This is a genomic window from Pseudomonas sp. WS 5027, from assembly GCF_012985695.1.
Classification (GTDB): Bacteria; Pseudomonadota; Gammaproteobacteria; order Pseudomonadales; family Pseudomonadaceae; genus Aquipseudomonas; species Aquipseudomonas hygromyciniae.
The window spans coordinates 80,695-107,060 of sequence record NZ_JAAQWU010000013.1; the positions used below are offsets into that span (position 1 = coordinate 80,695).

The following is a 26,366-nucleotide window of genomic DNA, read 5'->3' on the forward strand; positions in this document are numbered from 1 at the left end:
ATTTGAACTCACTTATGGATCGAAAACACGAAAGCCTGTCTGATGAAGATCTGGATGCTCAACTGACCGCTTACAACGACAACATGGAAGGCGTGATGACTGGCAAGCAGACTGGTAAGACCGTCAACGGCGAATTCCGGGCTAACGTCAATGACGTGATTGCCCAAGCCTTTCAACGAATCGCAACGATTTCTGAGCGTGACGACACCGTTGATGCCGCCGTTAAAGCCGCCGCCCATGGTGTTAAGGTTCTCGCTCCAATCCTGCAAGCCACCAGCAAGCACGGGGCCACTCCCGAGCAAGCGAACGAATTGATGGGCAAGGTACTGATGCGTACCAATGCAGGCACGAACAAGGTTCTGGAAGCCTACGGCCTGCGTGAAGGTGAAGCACCAGCCTGGCTGTCAGCCACCGTTTCAGGCCAAGTGATCAAGCTAATCACCAATAGCCTGAACGAAGGCAATTTGTCCATCCTGGATAAGCCTGACGACAGCTTTATCCAACCGCTGATTGACTACGCCAAAGCAGCGACCAAGCTCGGCGCCGTCGCCTATGCATCATCGACTCCAGAGCTGGAAATCGCCAACGCGCTAATGATGGCGACCTGCAACGTCATGGCCGAGTACCAGTGCTTCAACTACTTCCATGAAGATCCGACGAAGATCTCTCAAGAAATCAGCACCTACTTCAACGAGCGCGTCGTTCGTGGCACCCTCGACGAGCTGACCGATCGATTCGCGCTGAAGCCTTTCGAACGCACCTACATGGCCAACAGCCTCCTCACCAGTGCTGGTGAGATGATGGCGCAATCGTGGAAAAGTGGGGTGCCCGATACGATTGCAAACCTGCGGAGCATGCCCAAGGAAGCGCGCCAAGCAGCTACTGCTAACGGATATCCACTCAGCGCAATCATTGAGCGCTTCGAGTCGGTGTATCAGGGTATCGAGCTTTCGTGCGAAAGCGCTATCCGTACGCTGAATCCTGGCCGCGAGCAGTCCAAAGCCGACATGGAACACAACAAAGGGCCGCGAGTTGGTTAATAAATCCCTACGCGCTTGCCTCATAGCCAGCGTAGCGGCTTTATGGGTTAGCAGCTCTTTTGCTGCCGACCGCATTCGCCCGCTGACTACACAATGCATTGAGCGGGCGTCTGCACAATACGGCATCCACACGGATGTCCTTTTCGCAATCCTATTGGTCGAAGGCGGAACTGTCGGGAAAGACAGCAAGGCCAACGACAATGGCACCTATGACATAGGGCCATTTCAAATCAATTCTATGCACCGCAAAGAACTCGCTTCGATTGGAGTTGATGAGCAACGTCTGCGTAACGATGGGTGTGTTAATGCCATGGTCGCGGCACGCCACTTGAAACGCACCATCACCCCCGAAATGCTTAAAAGTGTACGCACGCAGGAAGACTATTTGAGTGTTCTTGCGAATTATCACTCGGCCACTCCGAAGTACAACAAAATTTATGCGGATAAATTATTGAAAGCGTTCAGCAGGCTTTATTCGAGTGACCAGCAATGAATAATTATCAGGGGAATAATCCAGCCAGCGGCATGATTGAGTTTGGCGTGTTTGCCGTAATTACTATTGGGCTTACATTCGGGCTGTGGTGGGCCCTACGCCCATTCATAATGTGGTTTAGCTTTTATACGTCGTTTTTTGTTTTCAAGTACGTGTATGCGCATCTCTCATTTTTAATGACTGATGCCGAATACGCGTCCCTTATCAGATCCCTCCAGAGCATCCCAACCATCAAGCCATCCAGCTATGGCATTGAGGCGCTCTATAAATTATTCAAATTGCACGGTTATGTTCTGCGATGGCCGGTCGCGGTGATGATGGTCTACCTGGGGTGGGTTACTCGCAAAGGCGTAAAACGTTTCAAGTACCGTCGCCAGATCAATAACGTATACGACTTGATTGAGATTCAGGCTGAGCACTTCCCTGCCAGCGCCATCATCAAGGGCAAAAACCTGCTCGACATGCACCTCTATGACGGCCCGTGGCGCACATACGCGATTCCAATCGACTTTGCTCTGGATGAGCAGCTGCTGTGGACGCACGCAAAAGGCAAGACAGGCGTGTTAGACCCAAAAGCTAGCGTCGATGAAGAGAAGATGATTCCTATCCCGCCCTTCAGCAAAGATGAAAAGCTCCAAGAATTTAAGTACAAACGTTCGAAGCTCCCCCACTACCGCTACACCGCACTCAACTTGCCACGTGCCAACAAAACGTTTTCCGAGCAGTTGGGCCCGCTCTGGACTGGTTCTAAATCACTGCCTCCAATGGAGCGAGGCCTCTACGCGGCTTTCTGCGCGCAAGCGGCTGGTGATGCAGGTGAAGCTATGAAGCTGATCAACCAAATGGCTTTTTCCTTCGTTGAAGCTCAATACGACAGCGCGTGGAATCCGACGACGCCGCACCATTGCGACATCACTGGCGCCGACGACCTCATTGCCAAGTACGAGAGCCGCGCTGACATCAAGGCAGTCGCTGCAATGCATGCTCACCGCTACAACGTGATTTATGGCGTCCTCGATCTGGCACGTTCGAATGGTCGTTTGTTCCATTCCAACTTTCTGTGGTTGCGTCCTGTTAACCGAACCCTTTTCATCCTGCTGTGCTCGCACGGTGGTCAGTGCCCTTACTGGGAGGTTGCAGGCCTCTGGGCTCACTATCAGGTGGAACACCTGATGAAGAAGAAGCTTCTCAAGCCTGCGGTGGCCAGCGCCGTATACGCATTCATGGACACCATGGCTAAAGAGCACTGGATCGAGCCAGGTGACTACAGCGAAGACGCTCAGCGGCGAATGGTAGAAGACGCCAACAAAACCATCAGAGAGGCTTCTGACGCCTCTAACGGGCCTGTCAGCCAGAACGGCTTCGTTGCGCCCCAGCAGCAGCAACGCAGTCAAGGCGGACAAGCACGGAAGTCACGTGAGGACGATGAGCCATGAGTGTCAAAAGCTCAATAATTCAAAAAAGCCAAGAGATTAATCTCGAACGGATCATTGTTGACCATCGTTCTTTTTATTCGAAAATCTGGGACTCGTTTCAACAGCCGAACATACCGTTTATTTATGCGTGCGTGGTAGCACCAATACTGCTTGTGTTTCCCGCATGGTTTTTCATATTTGCCATTGTATATTTCATTTTGCAGTTGGCCGTAAACATTAAGCCGGATGTGCTACCAATACACTTGCCTCTGGGTGCAGGTAAGCCCGATAAACACGATCCTAAGCCAGGCGTAAATCGCGGTTGGTATACCTCGCGTGGTAGTTTTTATATCGGATTTTGCCGCGTTACAATGCTTGAGATTTGGGCAAACTTTAAATCCTTAACTCAGCACTTCATTTTGTTCGGCACTACAGGTGCGGGAAAAACTGAAAGCATCGTTTCTTACATAGTCAATTATCTGAGCGTCGGTTCTGGCGTAGCGTTCCAGGACGCAAAAGCAGCACCTAAAGCAATGTTTCAAGTTGCAACGTTCTGCCGGATATTTGGCCGAGACTTTGACTTCCGTGTAACCAACTACATTAAGAGTCAAAACCCAGAAGATATTGACCCTGCATCAAGAAGTTCGAACGATGCCGGTATCTTCGCAAGAGGCACACCCGACTCAAACACGCAGCTTCTGGTTTCTTTGATGCCGCCAAGTGGTGGTGATAACAAGATCTTCTCCGAGCGAGCCGTTGCGCTCGTGGCTGCGATCATGCCGGGCCTCAATGACCTGCGGAACATGGGTAAGCTTCAGATCGACCCATCTGTTATTCGTCGCTTCATGGGGTTTAAAGAGTTTGTAGGGCTCTGCCATAACAACTTCATTGGAAAAAGTTCGCGTGATGCTTTGGTCGGCTACCTCAGTTCGCTATCGGGCTACGATGAGAAAAAACCTATTGATAAGCAAAACGAGGAGGTAACTCGTCAGTTTGGTTTTGCTCAGGCGTACTTCACCCGTGCACTGGCGTCCCTCTCCGACACCTACGGTCACATCTATCTGACGGGCCAGGGCGAGATCGACTATCAGGACGCTGTCCTAAACGGTCGGATTATCATGACCCTCCTGCCGAGTATGGAAAAGTCCGGCGATGAGCTGGCAAACCTCGGCAAGATCGTTCTGACGGCAACCCGTAACGGCATGGTCGTTGGGCTCGGCACCGTGTTCGAGGGCAGTGCGGAAAAGGTCGTGCATAACCTGCCGACTAACTCCGACATTCCGTACGGCATCATGAATGACGAGAACGCGTACATGCTGGTCGAGGGGCAGGAGATGATCAACGCTCAAGCCCGTGGCCTTGGCTTTGGTGTGCTCACAGGGACGCAGGATGCGCCTGGTATGCTGCTCAACATCGAGAAAACCACCAAGCAGATTCTTGCGAACTCGGCGTTCAAACAGATCATGTATCTGGATGACGACGACACCACCAAACTGGCCTGCGAGCTATCTGGTGAAGCCACCGTTCTAGCTCGTAGTCAGTACAGCCTTGAAGGCTCTCTTGGTAACTACTATGCCACTCAGCAAGTATCCGTAGAGAAACGTTACCGACTGAACCCGACCGCCATCCGCAAACAAGGGTTGGGGCAAGCCTACATCATGTATCAGGGCGACATTCATCAGGCCCAAGTGTTTAACCACGGAATTCAGGAAAAAAGCGATGACCCCAAGATGTGCTATCTCAAGCACTGGTGGCCCGTTCGGATGGCGAAAGTCCATATCCCTTCCCAAATCGAGATAGGCAAGCTGCTGGATATCAACCCGCTTCCTGAGTGGATTGAACTCGCGGAGATGATCAATGACGAATCGCGAGCCCTGCTTCGTGAGATGACCATCTACTTCAGCTCCATGATGGCTATCAAGGACATTCAGGCGCGGGTCGCGGCCAATCCGCAACTCAAAGCGGTCAATGCTCAGATGATGGCTACTGAGATGTCGGTTCAACACCTGGATGTCCTGGGTAACCTCGATGCAGAACCCGGTTCTGAAGACGACCACGAGAAATTGAGCGGCGTATTGGGCGTTATCCATGACGCCACGGTGAATACTCCGAACGATGTATTGAATCTCTTCATCAAACTGGCTGAAGACCGTGATGCACCAGAGAATATGATCCGGATTGCAGCCAGCCAGTCGGGCATCGGTGACTTCCTCAGCACCAATGCAGGACTTGATCTGTCTCACGCCGATGATGATTCAACCGCTTCTGGTTCGGGGGGCTCGGGTGCAGGTTCGCATTCGCCGCGTGCCACGAATGAAGAGTCAATGGATCATATGCTGGACGCCTACCTCGAAGGGGTGCCGGAGGGAATGCCCGAGGCCGTTCCGCTTGAGGCATACCATCAAGAACCGGCTGCCGACTACAACATCTCGGACTTCGGTGATAACGCATTCGCTGACGACTTCGCCGATGAAGTACCGTCGGGCTTCGCCTCTCGCGAGGACAAGTCTGAGATGGCCATGGTGGTTGAGCGTAACCTAGCGCTAATGCCATGGATGTCGAATGTGGTGGATTACAGCGCCACTCGAAACGACCTGGTTGATACCGAGGCCTTCTTCAACGGGGACGATAACGAAACAGCTCAGGTAGATGTCGATAATGGTCTAGATCTGCTCGCTACCAGAATGAGCTACCCGACTACGCCAATGGACAATATGACAACGCCAAACCTCACCCTCATCAGATCGCTGCTGGAAAAGCCCAGCTGACACCTAGCGACTCCAAAGGCGAGCAGACGAGGTTCTGCCCGCCTTCCCCCCTTCCTCGCCTCCAGCGACACTCACAGCCCCCCAAACTAGGATCTTCCCATGCCAGACAAGATGTCGAACGCTGACCCCAACATCAGTCCCAGAGTGCACTGGATCGGCATTGCCGTGGGTACTCTTCCAGCCCTCCTGATCGCGCTTGTAGTTACTGTCGGCCCGGCCGTTCCATTTCTATGGTTTCTGTTTCTCCCTTGCCTACCCCCACTCGTGAATGCACTGATCACGTTCTTCTTCACGAACATCGATCTGAATCAGCATCGCCTGGTGTGTGGCAGCGGCCTATTCAGGCGCCAGACGTTTGATCTGCCACTGCCACGAATTGAATCAGTGATGATGGAGCAGTCGCTGCTGGGGCAGTTTCTGGACTTTGGGCAGGTAACGATCATCGCCATCGGGAGCAGCCCGATCAGGACGCCAGCAATCAAGCAGCCCACGAAGTTCCGCGAGGCCTTGCAGCTGGCAGTGTCACAGAATATTGGTTAAGCAAAGATCGAGGTTTGAAAAGCCTGACTGGCATCAGGCTCGTGCGCTTGGTTGGTGTTAGTCGCTCCATCCTTTCGCATACTTTATTTCGTGTTCGCCCTGATACCATAGGTATCCAGCAGTTGTTGATAGCGTCCGCGATTGTCCACGAATCCCTCACCGTCAGGAATAGGCAATTCTGCCTATGTAAGAGAATAGGCAATTCTGCCTATTGTTTCTGCTGGGGCGGCCACTGTCTGTGGCCGGGCCTTTGGTGTGCCTGAGCTACTATTTTTCGAATAGCTCGTCAGTTGTTGTCCTGGTCTACCGGTACTCCATCAACGGTCAGTGTTAGGAGTACAGGCCAGATGGAACCATTCGTGATATCCCAAACATAGAAGTGTCGTCCAGGGGCACCCATGATTTGCGAATTATCCTCGACCTGGCATCGCGCCTGCTCGTCCGGTGTGCTTACCTCGACGACATATCGCGGCAGGCCAGAATCCAGGTCGTACGGACCTGCCTGCCGACGAAACCGAGCACCAGGAGAAAGGGTGATTGTGTGCTCGTTTTTGTTCCTGCCCATGTCAACTCCTTGAACTAGCCGGTGTAAGTCCATGAGGTGGTTTTCCCACGCAAGGGAACCTCAAGATCCGTACCGACGATCTGCGCCGGGCGAACAACGTTGATCGGCGGATTCCCGATAACCTTGCCGGAAACTTGGCCCAGCAGTTCAAGCGTCCCATGGTTCAATACGTTGCGAGACACTTGGCTATGCACGATAGCCTGGCCACCTGCTTCGATAATCAGTCCTCCTGATAGCTGGCCGCGAGCAATCAGAACCCCTCCAGAGCGCACATAAGTGGTACCCGTAACTTGACCAAACGTTTCTTGGTTATCGCTGACAATCAGATCGCCTACATGCTGCATTTTCGAACCTCACTGCTTAAGAACAAAAAGACTCCCTCACGTCCACAGCCCCAGTTTTGATCAGGGCTTGGGGTGCAGCTGAACGACTTTTCGTTGAGCATGGGGCTGGTGGTGGACGGGTGACGCTTAGACCTGGAAAACAGAAGCTAGCAAGCCCATGGGCGCAATACTGCTATTTAGGCTCCAAGCCCAGTTCACTAAATGCGTTTTGCGCCCGAGCATCAATGAGACCGATCAGCTCTGAGTGCTTTGGAAAGACTGATTTCAACCAATCACTGGGCACAAAATGATGTTCCAGATGCACCGCTGTTCTCTGGCTATCGGCCATGGCGCACAGCAATACATTCATCTCGGTTTCAGAACCCGCCATATCTGCCGGTACAAATACACTCCCACTGTCACTGATGCCAAAGGAGCGTCGCCACTCCGGAATACGCTTTCCATCGCGATTGGAAACAGCGAACCATTGGATTTTATTCATTTACTCATCCTCGACACCTGGGGGGACGCAGACTTAAAACTCATAACTATGTTTCCAATACCAGATGAGCTTTGCTGAGCAGGATCGCCTTAGCGCGGTAACTCTGCACGCGGTTTGATGCCTTGCTGTGCCAGGCGCTCCAACTGGAACCGCTGCTTATTCACTGCGACTTCATCGGCTGGCTGCCCTGCCGCTGCACACTGGTTGGCAGCTTGAAGTGAAGCACGGTAGATATCAGCGCTCCACTGTTCGCGTTGGGCTTCATCCAGCAATTCACCCAGGATCAAAGCTTTGAGCAGGCCGCGACACTCGCCATAGTACTGGCCGCGAAACTCCGGGCTGACCTGACGCTCCAGGTTGCGGATGGTGTCGGCTAGCAGATCCAGAATGAATCCTTCCAAACCATCCTGCCTGCTCGCGCCTGGCTGCTGCTTTTCAAGCAATGCGTGGCGGGCCTGGGTCTCCTGGGCCATTACTCGAAACAAGGCTTGTAGCTGATTATGCTGCTGCTCACTGATTGCCCTGCCAATATGCATACCCGCGATCACACCATTTGCCTGTGCAACTTCAACAGCTAACTCCTCGGCGGTTGCAGACAAGCGTAGGTTGTTGCACAGCAACGTAGAGTGTAAGAGAACTTCTGGCGGAAGCTCCATGCGCTTGAGCTGGTCGCTCGATGTCATTGGAATAATTTCGCTGGTCATGTGTAGATCCTGATTAGACGGATTTTGCGACGATTCTACTGACTCAGTCCCAGTTCTTGGATGTGGTTTGAGTATACCTGGTGCCTTTTCCTAGGAGCCCGACTGATCAGATTGGAGGCGATTCACCACGTCACGCTCTACGAAATATTCAGCACTGTCGCGATGAGTAAAGGTCGCGACCTCAACACCTTCCTAACTAACAGCGATGGCCCTGGGGAACCTTCAGATTACTTCTGTTCAATTGAATACGTCATTGGCTTTTTTCCATTGTGTCTGTGACTGTCGGCAACCGACTCCCAGAAACGGCTCCCGACAGGCTCGGCATACTGAACTTGCCTTGAATCACTTACGAAGCGATTGCTGCTGGAATTGGGCGTTCTGCCGCAGGACATTGCTCTTCGTTGTCTTGTCGTCTATTTATAGTGCCGTCACATTAATTTAGGAAGCCAATAACGCGGGCCTTGAATGTGGGCTTGAATGCGAAGGTTGTTAGGTAGCTTTCACGGCGAGGGTGTGCTTCAAATGCCACTCGAAGCTCTCTCGCTTCTTTTGCAGCTCTTGGGCGCACAAAGTGTTGGGCGCCTGGATCTTGATGAGGTGTGAGATGGCTTGATTGAGCTGACTCCAAGCGTCGATCAAGGTTTGTCTCGACGGATTGGTCATCAGCATCAAGCGGCCAACGATCTCTTGGTTGAAACTACGTTCAACGTCAGCGGCCTGTGCAGCAGTTGTCAGATCATCGTGCAACTCATAGGGGATTCGAATGCCAAAAGAGGTGTCTGCCTGCTGAAGCACAACTGGTAAGCAATCAAGCACCGGATACCGTTTGAGACTGTTGCTCAGCAGCATTGATATGTGGGCGTTAATGCTGCGACTCTCCTCCTCCGCACCGGCTTTGATGGCCTCGTGGAGTTCCGAGGTATACCTTGCAAGGTATGCGTACTTGCTGGGTTGCTTCATACCCGTCCTGATATGCGCTGGCGATGAATGGTCTTTTTATATAACGCTGAAAACTGCCCTTTTGAGCAGTTCTCAGCGGTGTTTCAGATGGGTTTGCCCCAGCTTTTAACAACGTCTTTGCCGTATTTTTCGTTCCAGACCTTCAGCGTTTTATGGTTCCCGCCTTTGCTTTCGACGACTTCACCATTTTCTGGGTTTGTATATCGTGTCACTTGTCGAGCCCGTCTGGTTTTCGGCGCCGCAGTTCTGAACGACGCAGGACGACTGGATTCCGGATCGAGGATTTTGATGATGTCGCGCAACGAACGGTGGTATTCGCCCAGCAGTGCACGCAGCTTCGTCTCGAATTCCTTGTCGCTTGCGAACTCTGGATCGGTCTCGATTGCCGTCATCCGCTCCTTCGCAGCGGCAATAGTTTGTTCCAGTTCTCGGTATTCGTGTATCAGGTTCATAGTGGATATACCTATGCGATTTTCGCAACTCTATAGTTGAAATTAAGCTCTTCGAGGTATTTGTTCAGCAATTCTGGGGAAGCGGCTTTAAGCGATTCCCTGCCTTTACCGCCAGCCAAAATATATGGAAGGGCCTGTGATAAGAACAAATTGCTTTCGTACAGGAATTGACTTGCCATCCCCGCATTTTTAGCAAACGGTATTACATCATCACAATTACCACCCTTACAAGCTAGTAGCCAAGGATCAAGCTTTGGATCTCGGGGGGCGATGAAGTATAGCGCTCGAATTGCTCGGGTCATCGCAACGTAGAATAAACGCCGTTCATCTTGGAGATGGTTTTCGATTTTGGCCTTGTCAATGGATCGCGGAATGATCGGAAATGATCCTTGCCAAAGGCTTGGCATAATCACGCAAGGCCACTCCATCCCTTTAGATCTATGGCAACTGGTGATCAGTAGCGCCGTCGTGGCTTCCTTGGCCTTGTCCGAAGTGTCCAGCAGATCCTGGATATGATTCATGAACTCAGGCAAGGTTTTACCCTTTGAGTTCACTTTCACATACTCAATGAACGCCTCAACAAGGCTGATGATTTCATCAGCATCTTCCTGCTTGCCAGCTTCTTGGACAATGGCCTTTTCAATATCCAAGAAATACAGCAGTTCCTTAAGCAGGATCGCTGCTTTTGGAAAGTTTCGACTTTTACCAATGGCGCGCAGTTTGCGCCAAAGCTTGCCGCGATAAATAACTCGCTCTGCCTGACTCTGATTCCGGGATGCAATGTGGGTGGAAACGAATTTGCTGAAGCCGACACCGTCATCAGGGTCTTGCAAAGCCATTTTGGCGAGAATGCCGCTCTTCTCCCAACCCAAGCCCAATGAGGGCACGTCGATAAATTTTCGGGCCTCAATGATCGAACCGAGGTCTGGGTCACCTGCATATGGATTGATCGCTGCCTGGCCTGCGGCCAGCTTCATCCAGCCGATAAGGGATGACACCCACTTGTTTTCCAGTACCGATGCTTCATCCCCCCCCTCAATCCTGAATGGAATGCCGTGTTGCAGCAGAGCAAACTGACTGCCTGCCGACTTTGAGTACGAGCGAACTAGCACAACCATCTCAGTCAGGTTGCCGCCCGCACCAAGCCACTTCTCAACGATTTTGACGATTTTCGGCTTGCCGCCTGCAGGCATGTCGTATTCGAGGAATAGCTCTGTGTTGGGCGCATTCTCACCTGAGATGCACAACTTGTCGGCGCGGTCTGAGTTGCCGTGGATAACGTAATTGGAAGCACAAGACAGCGCATGACCATAGCGCCACGTGCGGTTGAGCGTGTAGGTGGTAGCACCTGGGAAGTCGTCGTGGAATTCGCGAAGGATGTACTCTGCTCTAGCGCCACGCCAACCATAAATGGTCTGGTCATCGTCACCTACAGCCATGACCTTGGCGTGTTTACCCGCAACAAATCGAACCAATACATGCTGGCTCCGGCATATGTCCTGGTACTCATCGATGATGATGTGATCGAACGCCCCCACGACATAGGCGGCTGCCTTCGGGTTTTCGGTCATGATCATCACGGGATCGAAAATTAGGTCGGAGAAAAAACGAACCTTTTTGGCGTGGCGCTCTTTCTCGAACTGCCGATACCACGAGACGAACCAATCATAGCGCGCAGGCCAGTCACCATTTTCAAACACCTGGGCCGGAGGCAACAGCTCACTCTTTACCCGATCAACAAAATTCAGGAAGTCTCGCGCAACGATGCGCGGGTATTTGTGACCGTGCTGCTTGCACGCACTTTCGATCACCTCGACCGTGAATTTGATCGCTTTCGACGGATCACCATGGAAAGTCCATGGCTCGGCAAAGCCGCCCAACATCAAAGCACGTAGTGTCAGGGTGCCCATACGGTGAAATGTGACTGACTGGGGAGTATTACGCTTTCCAAGGCGCCTGCCGAGGCTCGCCAGCAGGTTCTTCGCGGCGGCGTCGTTGAACATCACCGCAATAACACGGGTGGGGTCGAATTTCCCCGCCTCGATTAGGTTTGCAATTCGCTCCACCATGGTCGTGGACTTCCCAGATCCAGCTACCGCTAGAACCAAAGCATGTTCGTCGAATGGATGCTGAACAATAACTTGTTGCTGAGGGGAAAGTGCCAAGACAAATCGTTCCTAACTAATCGTGGATATTGCGGATGTCAGTCTTTCGGGCAAATCTCAAGAAATTTTGGCCGCTTCTTTGGTTTGATGTCGTAGTAAACCTTCAGTGGGTTTACGCACTCATGCAACATTTTTCCGCCAGCCAGGCAAATAACCGCTTCGCACGATTCTGTTTCTTTTTGGGATAATTCTTTTGGAACTTTAAACGGTTCGGGAATAGGTAAGGGACTACTCGAATCTTCCGCATTAACTGCTGTCGATGTAGCGAGCGCTAACGCCAAAGAAAAACCAATGAGTTTGATCATGTTGTCACCGATAAGCGGCACTGAACGGTTTACCGCCCTGTGCGTCTTTGTATGCAATGATAATTTGGCGAAGCTTGGAGTTGATGCGAACGTCTGCGCTTGAGCCCACTTGGTATCCAGCATCGGCAACCCACAATACTGGCGGGCGCCGTTGTTCTGTGAAAGCAACCATCAATGGCACCGCTGGGCGAGAACCCATGATGAGGGGGTCTGGCCATCCTACGGCGCTTGTGATGCTCTTCAGGAAGGTTTCGAGTTCACCGTTGAACCCCCGTTCCAATAACAGCGGGGCCCGCATTTCTGCTGGCACTTTGCTCAGATCAACCTTCAGCTCTTGCGTCACGCGATTACGTTGGCTCCGAACTGATTGAGCCAGCGCTGCCTGCTCGGCTGCTCGTGCCACGCGCTGGGCTGCATCATTCAGCTGTTGAACTGCCGAATCGCTTTCGGTCATCAGTGGTCGCGTTTCCTGGAGTTGGCAACTCGCCAACGTCAGTGCGGACAAAAGCACGCACAGCTTTACGTTGAAATTCAAAGGCACTTGGATACTCCGTTTACTAGATTTAGTGATATTGCACGTGACAAGATCAGACGATACCGAAATTTGATCTGATTGTCATGGACACAAAAAAGCCCACCTTGCGGCGGGCTCTTTTCGGTTTGATCTCAACCAAATCGCATGCTGGTTCGGCTTACCTCCTCCTGGGTTTCGAAGTGAACATGCTCCGCCTCTAAATGCCCCCCATAAGCCTCAGTTGCATCTACAAGCGCCTGATCGCCATTCGCTGCAATCTCGCGCTCCAATTCGGATAACTGAAGCTTCCGATCATGCTCTGCCTTCAAGATGGACATCCGAGCTGCAAATGGGTCGCTGGAGTCAGTATTGTTGAAGTCCTGAGCGGCGAACCAACGATTCAGTTCGCGCTGACGCTCCTTCAGCCCTACAAACTCAGCCTCCTGCGGCCACTCTGCATCGAGCTTAAAATCCTTCACCAGGCTATAGCTGTTTTCGAGTTTCTTCAGCTCATGCTGTAGATTTTTCGAACGGAAATCAGTGTCGTAGATCTCCCGAATAATTTGCCCCATAGCCTGCGGATTTTTCGAGATACCGAAACGCCCTGGCAGCATATGGTCATCGACCATGCCCCGAATGAAGCTCTGCTTGGTATCGATCTCGTTCTGCACGACGTACTCGATCTTCCCGATGGAGATGCCCAGCTTCTCGTATTCCTTATTGAACTTCATCAGCCTGGCTTCGGCCACTGGCACGCGTTGCAGAATCGCTTCGCCCGCCTCAGTCGCCCTGAACACCGTTGCCGAACCGTCTTGCTCAATCTTGCTGACTGCTCCGCTGACAACGACGACCTTCCTCCCTCCAGTGTCCTTCGGCAATGAGTCTGCAATCAGTTGCTCAGCATTGATGCGTCGAGTGCACTGACTGATCGCTTCCCGGAGGCGGCGCGCCTCACTCGACTTGGTATACAAATCGCTCTGCCATGCGCGGCGCTTTCGATCCATCTTGTTGACCTGGTCATCCAGCTCCACCTTTTCGCGGATTTTGGGGTTGCCCGTGGTCACCGCCATTACTTCGGCATAGCCAAGATCAACGTCCTCGCTGATTTCACGGCCTGCTTTAGTAGGATCGCCCAGCGCCTGTGCGATGAAATTGGCCTTACGCTGATTGCCGCCCCACATGAATAGGTCGAACGAGTCTTTGGTGGTGTAGCGATAGTTGCGCACGTTCTCGAAGTACTTATTGCCTTGGCGCTCGATTCGACCTCGTCGCTGTGCAATATCCGATGGGCGCCAAGGGCAGTCCACGTCGTGCAGTGCGCACAAGCGCTCTTGAACGTTCGTTCCTACTCCCATTTTCTCAGTTGATCCAATGATTACGCGGATCTCGCCTTTTCGGACCTTCTCGAACAGTGCTTCTTTCTCAGCATCGTTTTTTGCCTGGTGGACAAATGCGATGTCCTTGTCGGGAATACCCCGCTCCACCAGCAGGTCGCGCAGCTTCTGGTAAGTCGTGAAAGAGCCGTCGGTTTTGGGGGTGCCCTGATCCATGAACACGATCTGTGCAGCGTTCACATCACTGTGAGTCTCCCATTCAAAGTGAACGTTTTTGGCTACCTCATTTAGTTTGACGCTGGCATCGTCAGGAATGAGGGGACTCACGAGCCTCATATCCAACGCAGCCTTCCGACCGGCTGTAGCAATGGCCAGCATGTTGTCTTCGTGTGGCTTCACCTTGCCAGTGCGGACATTCGTTGCGCGGATCGCGAGGTGCTTCATGAAGTCCTTCTGGAAATCGCTTTGATCGACAGAAATGACTTTCAGCTCAACATCAGGGACAGGCAGATTCAGGTCGCTTGGGTTTTTGACATCCGCAAACGAACGGAACAGTTTGATCATTTCTGGCAGGTTAACGAACCGTGCGAAGCGTTCATTCACTCGGAAACCGCCACCTTCAGGCAACGGCTCAAGTGCTGTTACTACATCGCCAAATCGTTTGGCCCACTCATCGAAGTCATGGATGCCCGAGCCCGCGAACAACTCTGGGCGCAGTATGGAACCGTGCACGTATAGTTCGCAGATGGTGTTGGAGACCGGTGTGCCCGTAAATGCGTTGATGCCAAAGCTGCGACCGTGCAAGTCGCGCATGTACTCGGCCAGCATCTTGAGGTTTTCGGCGCGCTGGGAGCCGCCACGTGTGACCCCTAGCACGTCCATGTTGGAGTTGATCGCGAGGTTTTTGTACAGGTGCGTCTCATCGACGTTGATCAGGTCGATACCCAGCTTGTCGATGGTGAGAACGCCAGACTTGCGCTGCTCGTCATCGAATACCCTTTTCAGGCTGTCGAGTTTCGAAACCTGAGTTTTCAGATGCGCTTCTAGCTGGCGTTTAACCCGCCCTTCGGTGTCCTGGATCTTTGCATCGAGCTTGTCGATGTTCTTGGAAAGTTCACGGGTTTGGATTTCGAGCGGTGCTTGTAGGCGGTTCATCATGCCGTGGGTGAACACTACCAGATCCCAGTCGTTGTTCCGCGTGCGAGCGAGGAAACGCTGACGTGCAGCACCCTTGAGGTCATCGGCGGTGACCTGAAGAATCCGGGCAGAAGGGAACATCTGCTTGGCTTCGCGAGTGATCTGGCCGAGCATGTGGTTCGGTACAGCAATCGCTGGTTTGTTACACATGCCCACTTGCTTGAGCTTTATCGCGATGGCAACCATCTCGAAAGTCTTACCCGCTCCCACGCAGTGCGCTGCCATGCAGTTGTAACCCATTAGGGCCATTGCTGCGGCATCGTTCTGGTGCGGGCGCGGTTTCCATGTGGACGCTAGACCTGGGAAGGTCAGACGTGAACCATCGATTATGGGCAGCGCAATCGTGTTGCAATTGAGGTTGTACATCTCAGTGTAGCGATGGATGCGGTCAACGTCTCGACCCACCCAAGTTCTGAATGCCGACTCCAAATCTTCCTGCTTGGTGCGGGAAGCCATGGTGCGCTCATCGCTAACAACCGACTTACCGTTCAGATCCTTGTCGTAGTGGGTTGGCTTTTGCGCGTTGAGCTGCATTTCCAGCAGTCGCTCGAACGAGCAGTCTTTTGTCCCGTGCAGGGTAGAGCGTCGTGTTTCATGGTTGGTCTTGAATGAGCTTGAAACTTCAACAGACCAAGATCCCAGCTCTGGGGTGTATCGGACACTGAAGTCGCGGGGCGAAAGCTCCTGCCCAAACAGCTCACCCACAAACGCTTCGATGTCTCGCTCTGGAATCCAACCCACGCCCAGCCGAAGCGAGATGTCCTCGAATGGAATCGGCGACGGTTGTGCTTCACGGAGTTTTTCAACGTTGACCTGCAGCTCTGGCATTGTGGCCAGCGCTTGCTCAGCCTCGGCCAACTTACGAACCACGTTGCCGCTCAAGTACTGATGCTGTGCTTCGTACTCGTGCGTCAGCGGATTCAGGAAGACCAGATCACCCAACAGCTTTTGCTTTATCTGATCCTCTTCCTGGCCGAGCACTTCAGCCATGAACGGGAAGTCGATACGTCCTTTGATGTCCAGAGAATGGTAATAGGCGTCCTCGGCAGTCTCAATGTTTGCAACCAGCTCGGCACCGATAACGCGCTTTTCGAAGGTGTCAGCAAGCGCCAACACTTCCTCTTCCTCGTCATCCCAGATCTCAAGCGCACACACTTCCGCAGAACCCGCGTCATCGCCATAGATGCGCACGTTCTTCGTGGCGTTAACGGCGCCATGCTTTTGGGTGAACTCGTCATACAGGTGCTTGGCTTTTTCTTGAGCAGCACCGAGAACCACATCACTGCCATTGAGCTGTGCGGCGATCAACTCTCGGCTGGCATCGCGCAAGGCAATGTATGCGCCCATGGTGGTGGCACGCTTGCCCTGAAAAGTGGTCTCCGCGACTATGTGCTCGTACCCGAGATGAACGCCTTCATCATCGAACTTGTGGGCGATGTCTACGATTTCGAGAATGCGACCATCTTCGGCAATGATGTTGTCACCAACGTAGTTACCTATACGCTGATCAACGCGCTCGAAAGTGCTCCAGTCTTCCTGCTCAAAGTCATTTTGTTTGGTTGAGTTGTTCTTCTCGGCTGGCTCCCATTTGGTTTTGTTGGCAATGCCTTCCGGCATGAAAGACTCGACACGCGCATCAATCAGAGCTTGCATTGAATCGAAGCGCTCAGTGATGGTCTGTGCCTGGAGCGCTTTGTTGTAGAGACCGGGTCTTGGCCCGAACGCAGTTCCGACCATTTCGTACTTGCCGAGTACGTTTTCTGGGTTGTCGAGGAAGTACCGGTTGATGGACTCACTTCCCTGCTCGTCCTCGTACATGAGGCCAGTAGCTTCATCGAGCGACACCCGCACCGACTCGGTGAAATCAAAGGCAGGCTTTGTACCGTCGGGCCTGCGCTGAAGAAACAGGATGTCGGTCGCTACGAGCGCATTGAGGTGCATGAACGCCTCTCGCGGCAAGCGGACGGCGCCGATCAGGTCGGCACGCTCAAGCATTTCCTTGCGCACGGTTGGATCAAGTTTGTCCAGCGAGCCAGCGGATGTGATGACCGCAGAGATACCGCCTGGCTTCAGCTGATCAAGGCTGCGCAGATTAAAATAGTCATGGATGTGGTGAGCATCTGGGTAGTTCGAATCGTGAATTTTCGACGACCCGAATGGGACGTTGCCGATTACAGCATCGAAGTCACGCGCAAGTACGGCTTGCTCGTATTTCGTGTTGATAATCCGGGCATCAGGAGCCACAGCCGCAGCGAGACGTGCCGTTATGGGGTCACATTCGACGCCAATCAACGTAGCGTGACATTGCACCTTGTCAGGTGCTGCCGCAAAAAAAGCTGCGGAGCCGCAACCAGCATCGAGGTACTTGCCGCCAGCGCTCACGCCAGCCCGTACAACGCCATTCCAAATAGCCGCGCACAATTGCGGTGGGGTGTAGTAGGACTCTAGGCGGTTGTCCAAATACGACCGCTGGAAATCACCTGGTGTCAGGCCCAAGGCTTTGGCAATTTGGTTACCCGAGTAGTTCTCGTGGCTCTTGCTGCTGTCTACGCGAAGCTTTTCACCTTCAACGCCCCAGCCCCTGAACGCTGCCAAAATGCGCTTGTTCATGTCGCCAACAGGTTCGCCCGATTCGAATGCCTTGAGCGCATCAAAAATCGCCTGCACACCTGGCGTACGGCCTTGCGTATCGAGCATGTGATTGAGGGTCGAGCCGCGCCACACACGATCAATTGCGAAAGCCGGAACGTCTGTATCGTCTTCAGTTGCCGAGTACGTCGTAGGATCTGAAGGCTCACTTTTCGTTTGTACCGCAGGTGAATCGCCGCTTTCGACCGCGACAGGGATGTCAGGAGCCGCCTCAGGGCGCTTGGGGGCTGCGAACTCAGCTTCTGCCTGCTGAATATTTTGCTCTGCTCTCACGCGCTGCAGGAGCCTGCTCATCTCCACAAAAGGAGTGTGCTGCATGCGTGCGATCATTGGAGTGATCAAAAGCTTGCGTTCGATGGCATTGAGTTCGGTTTCGTACTCATTCCGATAACGACTTTCGAAGATTGCCATTTGGGCCTGTTCTTCTTCACTTGCCGTCACGACGACCGATGCGCTCAGCTTCCGGTTCTCCTCCAGATAGGCATCGGCCATGCTGTCATCCGGATCGATGGCAACGTAGAACACACCATCGAGAAACTTGCCTTCCTGGGAGGCATGACCGAGCAGCGGTCGTGCCGCATTCATCACGATCCAACCTTCAGGGAAGGTTGGTTGTGATTCTGCTGTAGCGACTACGGATTTCATGGCGCCGAGCTTTTCGTCCAGCGCTTCGTTAGCCGCCGACTCAGCGGAGGCTTGCGCTTCAACTGCCTCGACTGGTGCAAGCTCCTCAGCCTGTGCCGCAGGATCTGGTTGAACAATAGCCTCAGCCTTGGCCACGTTCTCCACGACTAAGTGAGGCCAGCGGCTCGCGACCTCGTTGAGAATACGCCCGCCGACATCTGCAACCGGCGTGTCGAGGGTGTCTCGCACCTCAAACGCGGGCAGCACCTGCCCATTATCGTGGCCAGTCACGTGCAAGGCGTCTTTGCCCACGCCGATGGCGATGGATTCGCCGAACGGGGATCTGAAGAGGTATTCGGGTGCGCCTGGGCTCGACTCATCGTCAAGGACGATTTCAAACCCAATGTTGCTAAGTTGACCGCCGAGCCCGTTCGCTCCAGACATGCGCTGTGTGATTGCTGCTGCCACCAAGGCATCGTGTTGAGTGGCAAAATCAAAGGCGTAACTGAGGTTGCCGTCTTCACCCGCGTAGTGAGTCGCGAAGTGCTCAACGACGTTGTCCCGCATACCCATGCGATGCAGTTCACGGCGCTGATCTTGGCTCAAGTACATCCTTGCTGCACGGCCACCAGACATAGCTGCAAGCGCGTCTTCGAAAGCGTCCCGATCCAAGCCATTGCCACTCATACCCTTCTGGTACAGGACGTACGCGGCGTCGTAATCTCGGCGGTCGAACGCTTCTTTGGTGTCCGCGAAATGGTCGGAGTCTTGATCCTCCATCAGTTGCACTGAGACGGACGCTGCAGGCCCCTGTTCGTCAACTGCAATCGCTGTGTCGAACGGGTTATCACCACCAGTGGCAGAATTAATCCCTGAGCCGTAGTTCAGGCGCGCAGCGTCGTATTCCTGCTGATTAAAGTCTTCGCTGGTTATGGATTCGGGAGCAGGTTCCGGATCAGATGCAGGCGCTATGATGGGGTGCGGCAAGACGGCAGTTTGTTGGGCTGGGTCTTGCGGTTGAATCAGTGTTTCGCTGTTCCCTGCGGTTCCTCGCGCAGCGATTGCATCTGCTGGTTCAAGCTGTTCAGCAGTGATTCCGCTGCGAATGACTTCGCCTGGTTGTACCACTGCGCTCGCGTCAGGTGTGCTACCGGCTGTTGCAGTGGGTTCTTGATTCGATACTCCTTCTCCAGCTGTCGCGCCTGGCCGATCAGCAATTCCTCCTGCTCGTTCAGGTAGCTGCTCAACGTCCCTGCCTCGTGCAGAGTCAGCATCATCTGAGGGTTGTTCTCGTACATCAGGTTGTGAAGGGTTCTGGCCCAATATCCCATTGGTTCGAGCACTGCCATCATTGAGGCTTCGAGCGGCATTGCCAGTTGGAATTCCTGTAGGGCGGCTTCGTTGCTCAGTTCTTGGTTCATTATTGACTCCTGCGCCTTGGCGCTGCTTGAGATCAAACTTTGCCGCTGGTGAGATTTCCTCAACTGGAAGATCAACAACGGTGGCATTGGGGAAGCGCGCTCTTAGGTCTGTCAAACGTAAACCGACATAGCTGCGTGTCCAGTACTGCTTATTTGGGAACCGAACGTCACGAGAGAATCCCAGCTCGGTAAGAACCCTCAGGGTTTCGGGATTTGCGAGGCCTGGGCCCGCAAACAGCGCCGTGTGATTCTTCTTGGGCGTACGATCTCGACCAATTACAAGCTTCATGCTGTAACTGTTAAAGTCTAGCCACTTCATCGTTTGGCTCATAAACACTGTCCTGCACAGGACTGGCCGAGTGACAACGCCGCTCGGCGAGTGAACAATTGAGGTGAAGGGCTTAGCCCATGCGTGGAGCGTTTCGCTGAGCAGAAATCGCATCTGCTTCTTGTAGCAAGCTTTCAACTTCGTTGAAGTCGACGCCGAGATCGTTGTTCATCGCCTCGATGATCGCCATGTCCTCGTCCAATCCTTCCAAATCGTAGTCGGCTGGGTCGAACTGCGTGCTTTGATCAGTCTGATGCTCCATATGGGTGCCGCTGGTAACTTCTCGAATCTGTTGGCTCACTGGAGTCTGAAGGTCAACCTTTTCATCCGGGAAGTCGTTCACGTTCAAGGCCTGCTCACGCGTCATGCTCGCCGACTGCTGGACAGGCTGACTGCCCTGAGTAGGCGTTGAGTTTTGTTGCCCGCTTGATAGATTCTTGCGGGATTCGATGCGCTCTATCTCGTTGGCAAACAGCGGCACTTTTGGCGTAGCTTTTCCGCCTGGCGCTGGCGCGGTATCCACGACTGCGAGTTTGTTGGTACGGGTCATCTTCACGTGAATAAAAGTTTCTCGATGCCCCGCATACGAGCCGCCGCCTTCCTTAGCAATCTGGTAGGCCTCAGGGACGGAGTAATATTCTCTCCCTGAACGCTCGTTCATCGTGATTTGGTCACGACCAACGTTGATTACCAGCCCAGGCACGACGGAAATATCCACTTTCTGCAGTTCTGCCAGCGATGCGCCCTGATCAATCAAACTTTTGACCACGTTCGTTAATTGGACGACACCTTTCGTTTTTGCGATGCGCTCTCGCAGCTCTTGGTCGGTTGGAAACCGCAGACCCTTGGTTTTGTCGTTGGCATCGACTTGCATGGCACCGGCACCGAAGACCTTAAAGCTCTGATCAGCAAAACGCACAGTTACCATTGGAGTCAGGCCGCGTGTAGCTCCAGATCCCCATAGAGGCTTCCCAGCTACGTCATGGGTAATACCTGAGGGGGCTTTCGCATCCCATTGTTTTAAGTGCGTAAGAATTACATCAGTAAGGTGCTCACGAATTCCGGCCCCGCTGATAATTGAACCAGAGCTTTTCGGGTCGTAAGCAATTACCTGTGCGCCTACCATGCCGTTGCCTTCGTTTTTTCGTACTGGCAGAGGCTGCATCACCGCATTCAGGCAAAAACCGTTCTGCTCGTAGGTGTGGAAGTATTTGGCCTTGAATATCGGTTGATTTGGGTGAGCTGGATCACGCACGACCTTGTCGGCGCGCATGATGTCACCTGCCTTTGGTACGGCTTGGCCAGCAGCAGATTTGACCGAAACAACGACCACGCGCTCGTCGGTATCCATGCGGCGCCCGATGACCTTGAACACATCAGCGTTAGAAGGTGAATGGACTGGGTCTTTTTCAACTTGGATCAAAAAGGCCTTCGGAGTCGAATTGGTTTGCTCCTTTTTGAGTTGTTCTTTGAAAAGTGCATTGATGTCTATCATGACAACTCCTAACGCAAGCCGGGTGCGGCTTTCATGGGGTATTGGGATTGTTGCTCGTCGCTTGATACGGACACTTTAAAGGCGTCCGCTAGTGCCTCACTGAGATGCCCCGTCTCAATCTCAATTGGCAAAAGGGTTTCAGCGGAAGGATCGCGATCTGTGAAATCAGACTCCTCCCCCTGATTTGAAATCAGGCTCTCCTCCAGCCACGCACCAAATCGATCTGCTGCGCGCTCTTCGTAGTGCTGTGAGACAACCTTGTCTTCTTTTTTGGTGGACATGCGAATGGCGAGACCTGGCTTGCGAAGATTGCCTAGGTCTACGCCAAGATCTTTGAGATAGGCCTCTGCTTTTGCAGAATCGAGGCTTGACTCAAACAGGTGATCGCTCTCAACCTTTCCGCCAAGCCGCTGCACTTCTTCGAGAAGTGCGCCAACCGAGTAGGTTCGATCTTTAGCTTGAAGCTCATCTTCGGTTGCCCCGCGTAGCAATGCTTCGTTGAGCACCAGCGTTGAGTCCAAGCTATTTGGTTTTACGCCGACAACAGATAGAGGCAGGGCCTTACCCTCAAAGTCGACGTTCTGTAGGAGCATTTCCATGCCTGAGCTAGCCTGCTTGGCAACATCAGTGAGGTAGGAAATTCCGGACTTCGCCATGACGTACTGCTGCTGGTAGCGAGCAAGGTTCAGCTCGATCTCACCCTTCAGCTCAAGCTTGCCGTATTGCCCTGGTGTTGGAACAACGCTCTTCAGTACAAAGTCATTCCAGCAGTCTTTGCCAGCGGCCAGCAACTCAGCTTGGAGTGCAGTTTTCAGCTCAATGGGTATCGAAACTATGCGGCAACCTGGCAGATCAACTCGAACAATGGAATCGACCAATTCAGCAACGCGCTGAGGCTCCATGGACGCCAGATTATTGGTGAGGTACTCAGACAGCTGCGGAGGCATGTCAAGTTTTGCCAGAATCAGGCCGTCGATCCGGATACCAGCAAATTTTGCGAGTGTCGCGTAGTGGTGCACCTGGACTTCGTAATCGAACTCTATGGCTTCGGAAAACGTGTTTGGAACCTTGTAGTCAACAACATAGCGTTTGCCGTTGATGATGACGATGTCATCGGGGTTACCCACCATGAACTCGTAACCTTTAAGCCGATTGGCTGTGGCCAGTGCATTCATTGCGGCAAGGTCTATCGAACCAAACGACTTCTTCAGGAAGACCTGGCGCGCAAGATCTTCGAGGGCATTGCCACGTCGCATGTGGGAAGTTTCGAACTTAGGGAGACGCTTCATCAGCTTCCCTTCCACCACCTCTGTGATCGTACTGAACCCAGTCGAGGTTTCACCTCGATAAAAGCTAACTAACGCCCCCATCTCTGATCCGCCAATGCCATGCAGGCGCTTCGCGTGCCATGTGGCGCGGGATTTGTGAAAGCGGATGATGCCCTCAACCCAACGATTGGCATCCGATTGCTCGATGACGGGCAGCTGTGGCAAAGATTCGAGGGTGTGTTGCATATAGTGATATTAAACCTTGTGATCCCCGCAAAAAAAAAGGGCTGTTGCGCCCTCACCTTTCTTGCGTGATGTTAGGCGCAAGGCAGCCCTGCGTCAATTTTCGTGGATCAGTCAGTCGTTCGACTGACGGTTCTCGCCATACTGGTCGTAAGCCCGTTGCAGAGACCAAGGGTAACAAAGGGGAAATCGCGGGAACTAAACACGTCTAATTACTTTTTTATTGCTTCGCAAGTTATATCAACACCACTAAGAAGTTGGCCGTGAGTAACGCTTTCGATTGCACTTAAATTGAATAAGGTCGCAACCTGAAATTCGCCAGCTTCTTTAGTATTGATTGTGTAAGCAATAACGTTTAAATGCTTAAATTTATCCATTAGGATCACCTCGTCCATGAAGTTAGCAAATCGTGTACCGTTTCTCTTAAAATCCTCATGACCTGGAGGAAGGTTGCGCACCCAGACCGAATCTACAGCATCTGTGATCTCCTTCTTGGCGCGAGACATTGCCAAGAATCCGGTATGTTCTATGCCTCTCTCAGGGTCATCAGGGGCAAACCCTGCTTTGTTCCTAAGCCAGTTTCCTATATCCACTGGCACCTGAACTATGGCAGGCATTAAGTCGTGTTTCGGAGCCTCTTTAAGGAGGTAGGCCTCGCCAGGATTTCTATGGCCGTATAAAAAAGTGATTCCATTCGTGGGGAATTTGACGCTGGGAAATCGACTCTCTACTCCTTCTAAGGCAAGGGTTGGCATAATAGGCCTACGATCCTTACCTGGCTGATACCACAGAACCGTGGTCAGATTGATTTTTGACATACCTACTCCACTAGACACACAGCAAAACCGGGCTTACTAATAGCAATGTACAGCTATACTATACCTATTTCCACCGATTCAGGAATTGCACGTGCCCAAGAAAACCCTCCGCTCCAGTGTCTCTGAGGAGAACGAAAACCTTTCACAGCCCATGGTCCTGCGAGGGAGTAATCTCGACCAATTCGCAAGCACTCAGAATCTCGGCCTAATCGAGCGCGCTACGGCTTTTGGCATGAATACCGCAGCAATGTACGGCCTGAAGAACGCCGATCTTGAGCTGAAGGCTCCGCTAGCGATCCTTCTTCGTCTCTACGGTGCCTTCCCTGAGACCTTGCCTCGGATGTGGACGCCATCTTTCACCGAGTTCATCTTGCTTGTCCAAAAAGCGGAGCCTGGCTTTAAAGAGTACTCAGCTGGGCCACTGCTCGGGATTGATAAAAACTCAATTTATCGGATTCGCAATGAAGGTTTCGATGTGTGCAAGGAGTCGACAAAGATTCTTGTTACTACTATCTACAAACTTCTAAAAGAAGATCTATCGAATTGGTCTGTGATTAAAGATGCTGTTCAAGTCGAGGCAAGTTCTCGCGGCTTAGACCCTGAGCAAATCTGGAAAAAAGGAAAATGGAAAAACCCTACTACTGAAGCTCAAAAAGGTGATGGATCTGAAGAAACTAAAAAGCCAACTAGTACGCGTAAGATTAGAAAGGTAGCTGTAACAAATTCGGATGGAGGACACTCCATCACCAAGCCAATCGTATGGAAAAACTAGGATATCGCACAATGATTGAAGATGCGGGGTATTTGAAAGTTGCTGACTCTATATCTGCTCTAGTTGAATCGCTCAACCGTTGCAAAAGTGCTGCGTTACAACCTGGTTCGATTGGGCGGAGCGCCTTTTTCTGCCCGTCCGGTAACAAGGTGGATGGCGATTCAGTTGAGCTATTCATCAAAGCTATATCTGATTGGGATGTGATGCATGATGCCGATAACGGCAGCGTACCCCGCTATCCAGCTCTGGTTGAGGCGAGTGCGGAGCTGATCGGTGCGGTTGAGGACTTCAACGCCTGCAAGGTCGCTTTTAAATCAGCCGTATCAGGCATGTTGGTTGCTAACGATAAAGAGCGGCAGAGCAAGCTACGAGGCCTGCTCCACCGTCAAGGGCTGTCTCGGGCCCATCCACTACAATGCTGGCGTGAGGTGAACGTCTTTCGTAGTTCGACCGTCAAAACGGTGGGATTCTCGACATCAAAGAAATCGTTCAGCAGCAAGCTGCTTACTCGGCTTCAGGCCATCGGTGAGCTTGAGAAAAGAGACGCGCAGGATGTCATTGGAGATATTGAAGACAAGGAGCGAGAGTCGCGGAAAAGCTTTCAGACTGCTCGCTGGGTTAACCCGGTGTCGCCGTTCATCAGAGTAAATATTTCGTTCCGAAAAGCAGATGGCGCCTTAGACAACGCAACCTTCCACGCCAGCCTGCCGATAATCATAGAAATGGGCGCTTGGCCAGCCAAATTGAAATTCAATCAGCCAAAAGAAAACGTTCAGGAGCGCAGAGGCCTTGACGAAGGCGGCATTTCGATCATCCCACTACCATTTCGCAGGGACGCATATCTGGTGCTTAGCTGAGCGCTTAGCCCATGCGCAGCGAGAACGCCTTCTCTTCTTTGTACTCTGCCAGCGACCGAAGTACATCACGTGTGCGGGGCATAAGATCTTGAAGATTTGAAGCGCGGCAATCAGTTACAGGTCGTCCCTTGGTAATGAGCGACCAGTCAGAGTTGCTGGCAAGAACCTCTATAGGATGATCTTGGCCATTCAAACGGACAGCCGAAGCTTGACTAGGCCCGCATAGCTGAAACGATACGAACGAGTCGATCAGCTCTTTTACGGATTCTCGGGATCTTTCATGTTGCATAATTTACCACGCCATTATCTAGTTCAACCCCACGAACAGGGTTAGCGACCCCTAGTTCCCGTACGCCATCGATCACACCTATGACCGTGCCAGCTTCCAGCAGTTCCGTTACATTTTTCGGTAGCGCGACCAAGCTAACCCATTCACATGGCGTACCGTCCTCGTCCACCAGTTCAATGATGAGGTCTACTCTGCCCATCCTGGTGATCAAGTCGCAGCGCCCGAGAACGAGATCATCGCCGATGTAGCCAGCCTGCCCATTCAAAATAATGGTTGGTACATTGTTGCCCCCAACGCCTACAAGGTATTCACACAAAATCAAAGC

General features: G+C 52.6%; 21 protein-coding genes. 7 read left to right on the plus strand and 14 right to left on the minus strand.

Annotated elements, in window-relative coordinates:
- Positions 1–14: 14 nt before the first annotated feature.
- The 5 genes from HBO09_RS17115 (at position 15) to HBO09_RS17135 (ending at position 6,256) form a co-directional block, all read left to right on the plus strand.
- Positions 15–1,040, plus strand: coding sequence for a hypothetical protein (locus tag HBO09_RS17115; RefSeq protein WP_169995937.1), 1,026 nt, complete (start codon positions 15–17; stop codon positions 1,038–1,040).
- On the plus strand, positions 1,033–1,533 hold the full coding sequence (locus HBO09_RS17120; RefSeq protein ID WP_169995935.1) for a lytic transglycosylase domain-containing protein: 501 nt from the start codon (positions 1,033–1,035) through the stop codon (positions 1,531–1,533). Before HBO09_RS17115 ends, HBO09_RS17120 begins: the two co-directional genes overlap by 8 nt.
- Positions 1,530–2,969 carry a hypothetical protein gene (locus HBO09_RS17125; protein WP_169995933.1) on the plus strand — a complete coding sequence of 480 codons (1,440 nt, stop codon included), beginning with the start codon at positions 1,530–1,532 and terminating at the stop codon, positions 2,967–2,969. Before HBO09_RS17120 ends, HBO09_RS17125 begins: the two co-directional genes overlap by 4 nt.
- A complete protein-coding gene (locus HBO09_RS17130) occupies positions 2,966–5,716 on the plus strand; it encodes a type IV secretory system conjugative DNA transfer family protein (protein WP_170060932.1) in 2,751 nt (916 codons plus the stop codon). The genes HBO09_RS17125 and HBO09_RS17130 overlap by 4 nt, the downstream gene beginning before the upstream one ends.
- 99 nt (positions 5,717–5,815) lie before the next feature.
- Complete coding sequence (locus tag HBO09_RS17135) at positions 5,816–6,256, plus strand: PH domain-containing protein (RefSeq protein WP_169995928.1); 441 nt, start codon at positions 5,816–5,818, stop codon at positions 6,254–6,256.
- A gap of 579 nt (positions 6,257–6,835) precedes the next feature.
- On the opposite strand, the gene HBO09_RS17140 is transcribed toward HBO09_RS17135, so the two are convergent.
- The 13 genes from HBO09_RS17140 to HBO09_RS17200 all read right to left on the minus strand — a co-directional run bounded on the left by HBO09_RS17140 (position 6,836) and on the right by HBO09_RS17200 (position 24,123).
- Complete coding sequence (locus HBO09_RS17140) at positions 6,836–7,165, minus strand: hypothetical protein (protein WP_169995925.1); 330 nt, start codon at positions 7,163–7,165, stop codon at positions 6,836–6,838.
- Positions 7,166–7,337: 172 nt separating this feature from the next.
- Positions 7,338–7,646 carry a hypothetical protein gene (locus HBO09_RS17145; protein ID WP_170060933.1) on the minus strand — a complete coding sequence of 103 codons (309 nt, stop codon included), beginning with the start codon at positions 7,644–7,646 and terminating at the stop codon, positions 7,338–7,340.
- Between the two features lie 89 nt (positions 7,647–7,735).
- The gene (locus HBO09_RS17150; protein WP_169995919.1) at positions 7,736–8,350 is read right to left on the minus strand and encodes a hypothetical protein; all 615 of its coding nucleotides are present in this window, start codon (positions 8,348–8,350) and stop codon (positions 7,736–7,738) included.
- Positions 8,351–8,839: 489 nt separating this feature from the next.
- Positions 8,840–9,310 (minus strand): hypothetical protein, encoded by a 471-nt coding sequence (locus tag HBO09_RS28635; protein ID WP_178120339.1) that lies wholly within the window; start codon positions 9,308–9,310, stop codon positions 8,840–8,842.
- A gap of 83 nt (positions 9,311–9,393) precedes the next feature.
- A complete protein-coding gene (locus HBO09_RS17160) occupies positions 9,394–9,762 on the minus strand; it encodes a histone-like nucleoid-structuring protein, MvaT/MvaU family (RefSeq protein WP_169995917.1) in 369 nt (122 codons plus the stop codon).
- A gap of 11 nt (positions 9,763–9,773) precedes the next feature.
- Complete coding sequence (locus HBO09_RS17165; protein ID WP_170060934.1) at positions 9,774–11,927, minus strand: ATP-dependent helicase; 2,154 nt, start codon at positions 11,925–11,927, stop codon at positions 9,774–9,776.
- A 38-nt stretch (positions 11,928–11,965) separates the two neighbouring features.
- A complete protein-coding gene (locus HBO09_RS17170) occupies positions 11,966–12,232 on the minus strand; it encodes a TrbM/KikA/MpfK family conjugal transfer protein (protein ID WP_169995913.1) in 267 nt (88 codons plus the stop codon).
- Between the two features lie 4 nt (positions 12,233–12,236).
- Complete coding sequence (locus tag HBO09_RS17175; RefSeq protein ID WP_169995911.1) at positions 12,237–12,686, minus strand: DotD/TraH family lipoprotein; 450 nt, start codon at positions 12,684–12,686, stop codon at positions 12,237–12,239.
- Positions 12,687–12,898: 212 nt separating this feature from the next.
- Positions 12,899–19,537, minus strand: a complete 6,639-nt coding sequence (locus tag HBO09_RS17180; protein ID WP_169995909.1) for a helicase-related protein — start codon at positions 19,535–19,537, stop codon at positions 12,899–12,901.
- Positions 19,538–19,572: 35 nt separating this feature from the next.
- Positions 19,573–19,971 (minus strand): hypothetical protein, encoded by a 399-nt coding sequence (locus HBO09_RS17185; protein ID WP_169995907.1) that lies wholly within the window; start codon positions 19,969–19,971, stop codon positions 19,573–19,575.
- A 401-nt stretch (positions 19,972–20,372) separates the two neighbouring features.
- Positions 20,373–21,794 carry a hypothetical protein gene (locus tag HBO09_RS17190; RefSeq protein WP_169995905.1) on the minus strand — a complete coding sequence of 474 codons (1,422 nt, stop codon included), beginning with the start codon at positions 21,792–21,794 and terminating at the stop codon, positions 20,373–20,375.
- Between the two features lie 8 nt (positions 21,795–21,802).
- Positions 21,803–23,308 carry a YqaJ viral recombinase family protein gene (locus tag HBO09_RS17195; protein ID WP_170060935.1) on the minus strand — a complete coding sequence of 502 codons (1,506 nt, stop codon included), beginning with the start codon at positions 23,306–23,308 and terminating at the stop codon, positions 21,803–21,805.
- A 209-nt stretch (positions 23,309–23,517) separates the two neighbouring features.
- Positions 23,518–24,123 carry a hypothetical protein gene (locus HBO09_RS17200; protein WP_169995901.1) on the minus strand — a complete coding sequence of 202 codons (606 nt, stop codon included), beginning with the start codon at positions 24,121–24,123 and terminating at the stop codon, positions 23,518–23,520.
- A 91-nt stretch (positions 24,124–24,214) separates the two neighbouring features.
- Here HBO09_RS17200 and HBO09_RS17205 point away from each other — a divergent pair, with 91 nt between their 5' ends.
- Together HBO09_RS17205 and HBO09_RS17210 are read left to right on the plus strand one after the other, a co-directional pair.
- Positions 24,215–24,895 carry a hypothetical protein gene (locus HBO09_RS17205; protein ID WP_170060936.1) on the plus strand — a complete coding sequence of 227 codons (681 nt, stop codon included), beginning with the start codon at positions 24,215–24,217 and terminating at the stop codon, positions 24,893–24,895.
- Between the two features lie 11 nt (positions 24,896–24,906).
- Positions 24,907–25,752, plus strand: coding sequence for a hypothetical protein (locus HBO09_RS17210; protein WP_169995897.1), 846 nt, complete (start codon positions 24,907–24,909; stop codon positions 25,750–25,752).
- Positions 25,753–26,030: 278 nt separating this feature from the next.
- Here the strand turns inward: HBO09_RS17210 and HBO09_RS17215 are convergent, their stop codons facing one another.
- Complete coding sequence (locus tag HBO09_RS17215; RefSeq protein ID WP_169995895.1) at positions 26,031–26,363, minus strand: hypothetical protein; 333 nt, start codon at positions 26,361–26,363, stop codon at positions 26,031–26,033.
- Positions 26,364–26,366 lie beyond the last annotated feature (3 nt).

Coding starts and splice junctions, on each gene's coding strand:
- HBO09_RS17190 (WP_169995905.1), bottom strand. CDS start 21,794: ATGATAGACATCAATGCACTTTTCAAAGAACAACTCAAAAAGGAGCAA.
- HBO09_RS17175 (WP_169995911.1), bottom strand. CDS start 12,686: ATGACCGAAAGCGATTCGGCAGTTCAACAGCTGAATGATGCAGCCCAG.
- HBO09_RS17140 (WP_169995925.1), bottom strand. CDS start 7,165: ATGCAGCATGTAGGCGATCTGATTGTCAGCGATAACCAAGAAACGTTT.
- HBO09_RS17200 (WP_169995901.1), bottom strand. CDS start 24,123: ATGTCAAAAATCAATCTGACCACGGTTCTGTGGTATCAGCCAGGTAAG.
- HBO09_RS17125 (WP_169995933.1), top strand. CDS start 1,530: ATGAATAATTATCAGGGGAATAATCCAGCCAGCGGCATGATTGAGTTT.
- HBO09_RS17115 (WP_169995937.1), top strand. CDS start 15: ATGGATCGAAAACACGAAAGCCTGTCTGATGAAGATCTGGATGCTCAA.
- HBO09_RS28635 (WP_178120339.1), bottom strand. CDS start 9,310: ATGAAGCAACCCAGCAAGTACGCATACCTTGCAAGGTATACCTCGGAA.
- HBO09_RS17195 (WP_170060935.1), bottom strand. CDS start 23,308: ATGCAACACACCCTCGAATCTTTGCCACAGCTGCCCGTCATCGAGCAA.
- HBO09_RS17170 (WP_169995913.1), bottom strand. CDS start 12,232: ATGATCAAACTCATTGGTTTTTCTTTGGCGTTAGCGCTCGCTACATCG.
- HBO09_RS17150 (WP_169995919.1), bottom strand. CDS start 8,350: ATGACCAGCGAAATTATTCCAATGACATCGAGCGACCAGCTCAAGCGC.
- HBO09_RS17130 (WP_170060932.1), top strand. CDS start 2,966: ATGAGTGTCAAAAGCTCAATAATTCAAAAAAGCCAAGAGATTAATCTC.
- HBO09_RS17145 (WP_170060933.1), bottom strand. CDS start 7,646: ATGAATAAAATCCAATGGTTCGCTGTTTCCAATCGCGATGGAAAGCGT.
- HBO09_RS17210 (WP_169995897.1), top strand. CDS start 24,907: ATGATTGAAGATGCGGGGTATTTGAAAGTTGCTGACTCTATATCTGCT.
- HBO09_RS17135 (WP_169995928.1), top strand. CDS start 5,816: ATGCCAGACAAGATGTCGAACGCTGACCCCAACATCAGTCCCAGAGTG.
- HBO09_RS17185 (WP_169995907.1), bottom strand. CDS start 19,971: ATGAACCAAGAACTGAGCAACGAAGCCGCCCTACAGGAATTCCAACTG.
- HBO09_RS17160 (WP_169995917.1), bottom strand. CDS start 9,762: ATGAACCTGATACACGAATACCGAGAACTGGAACAAACTATTGCCGCT.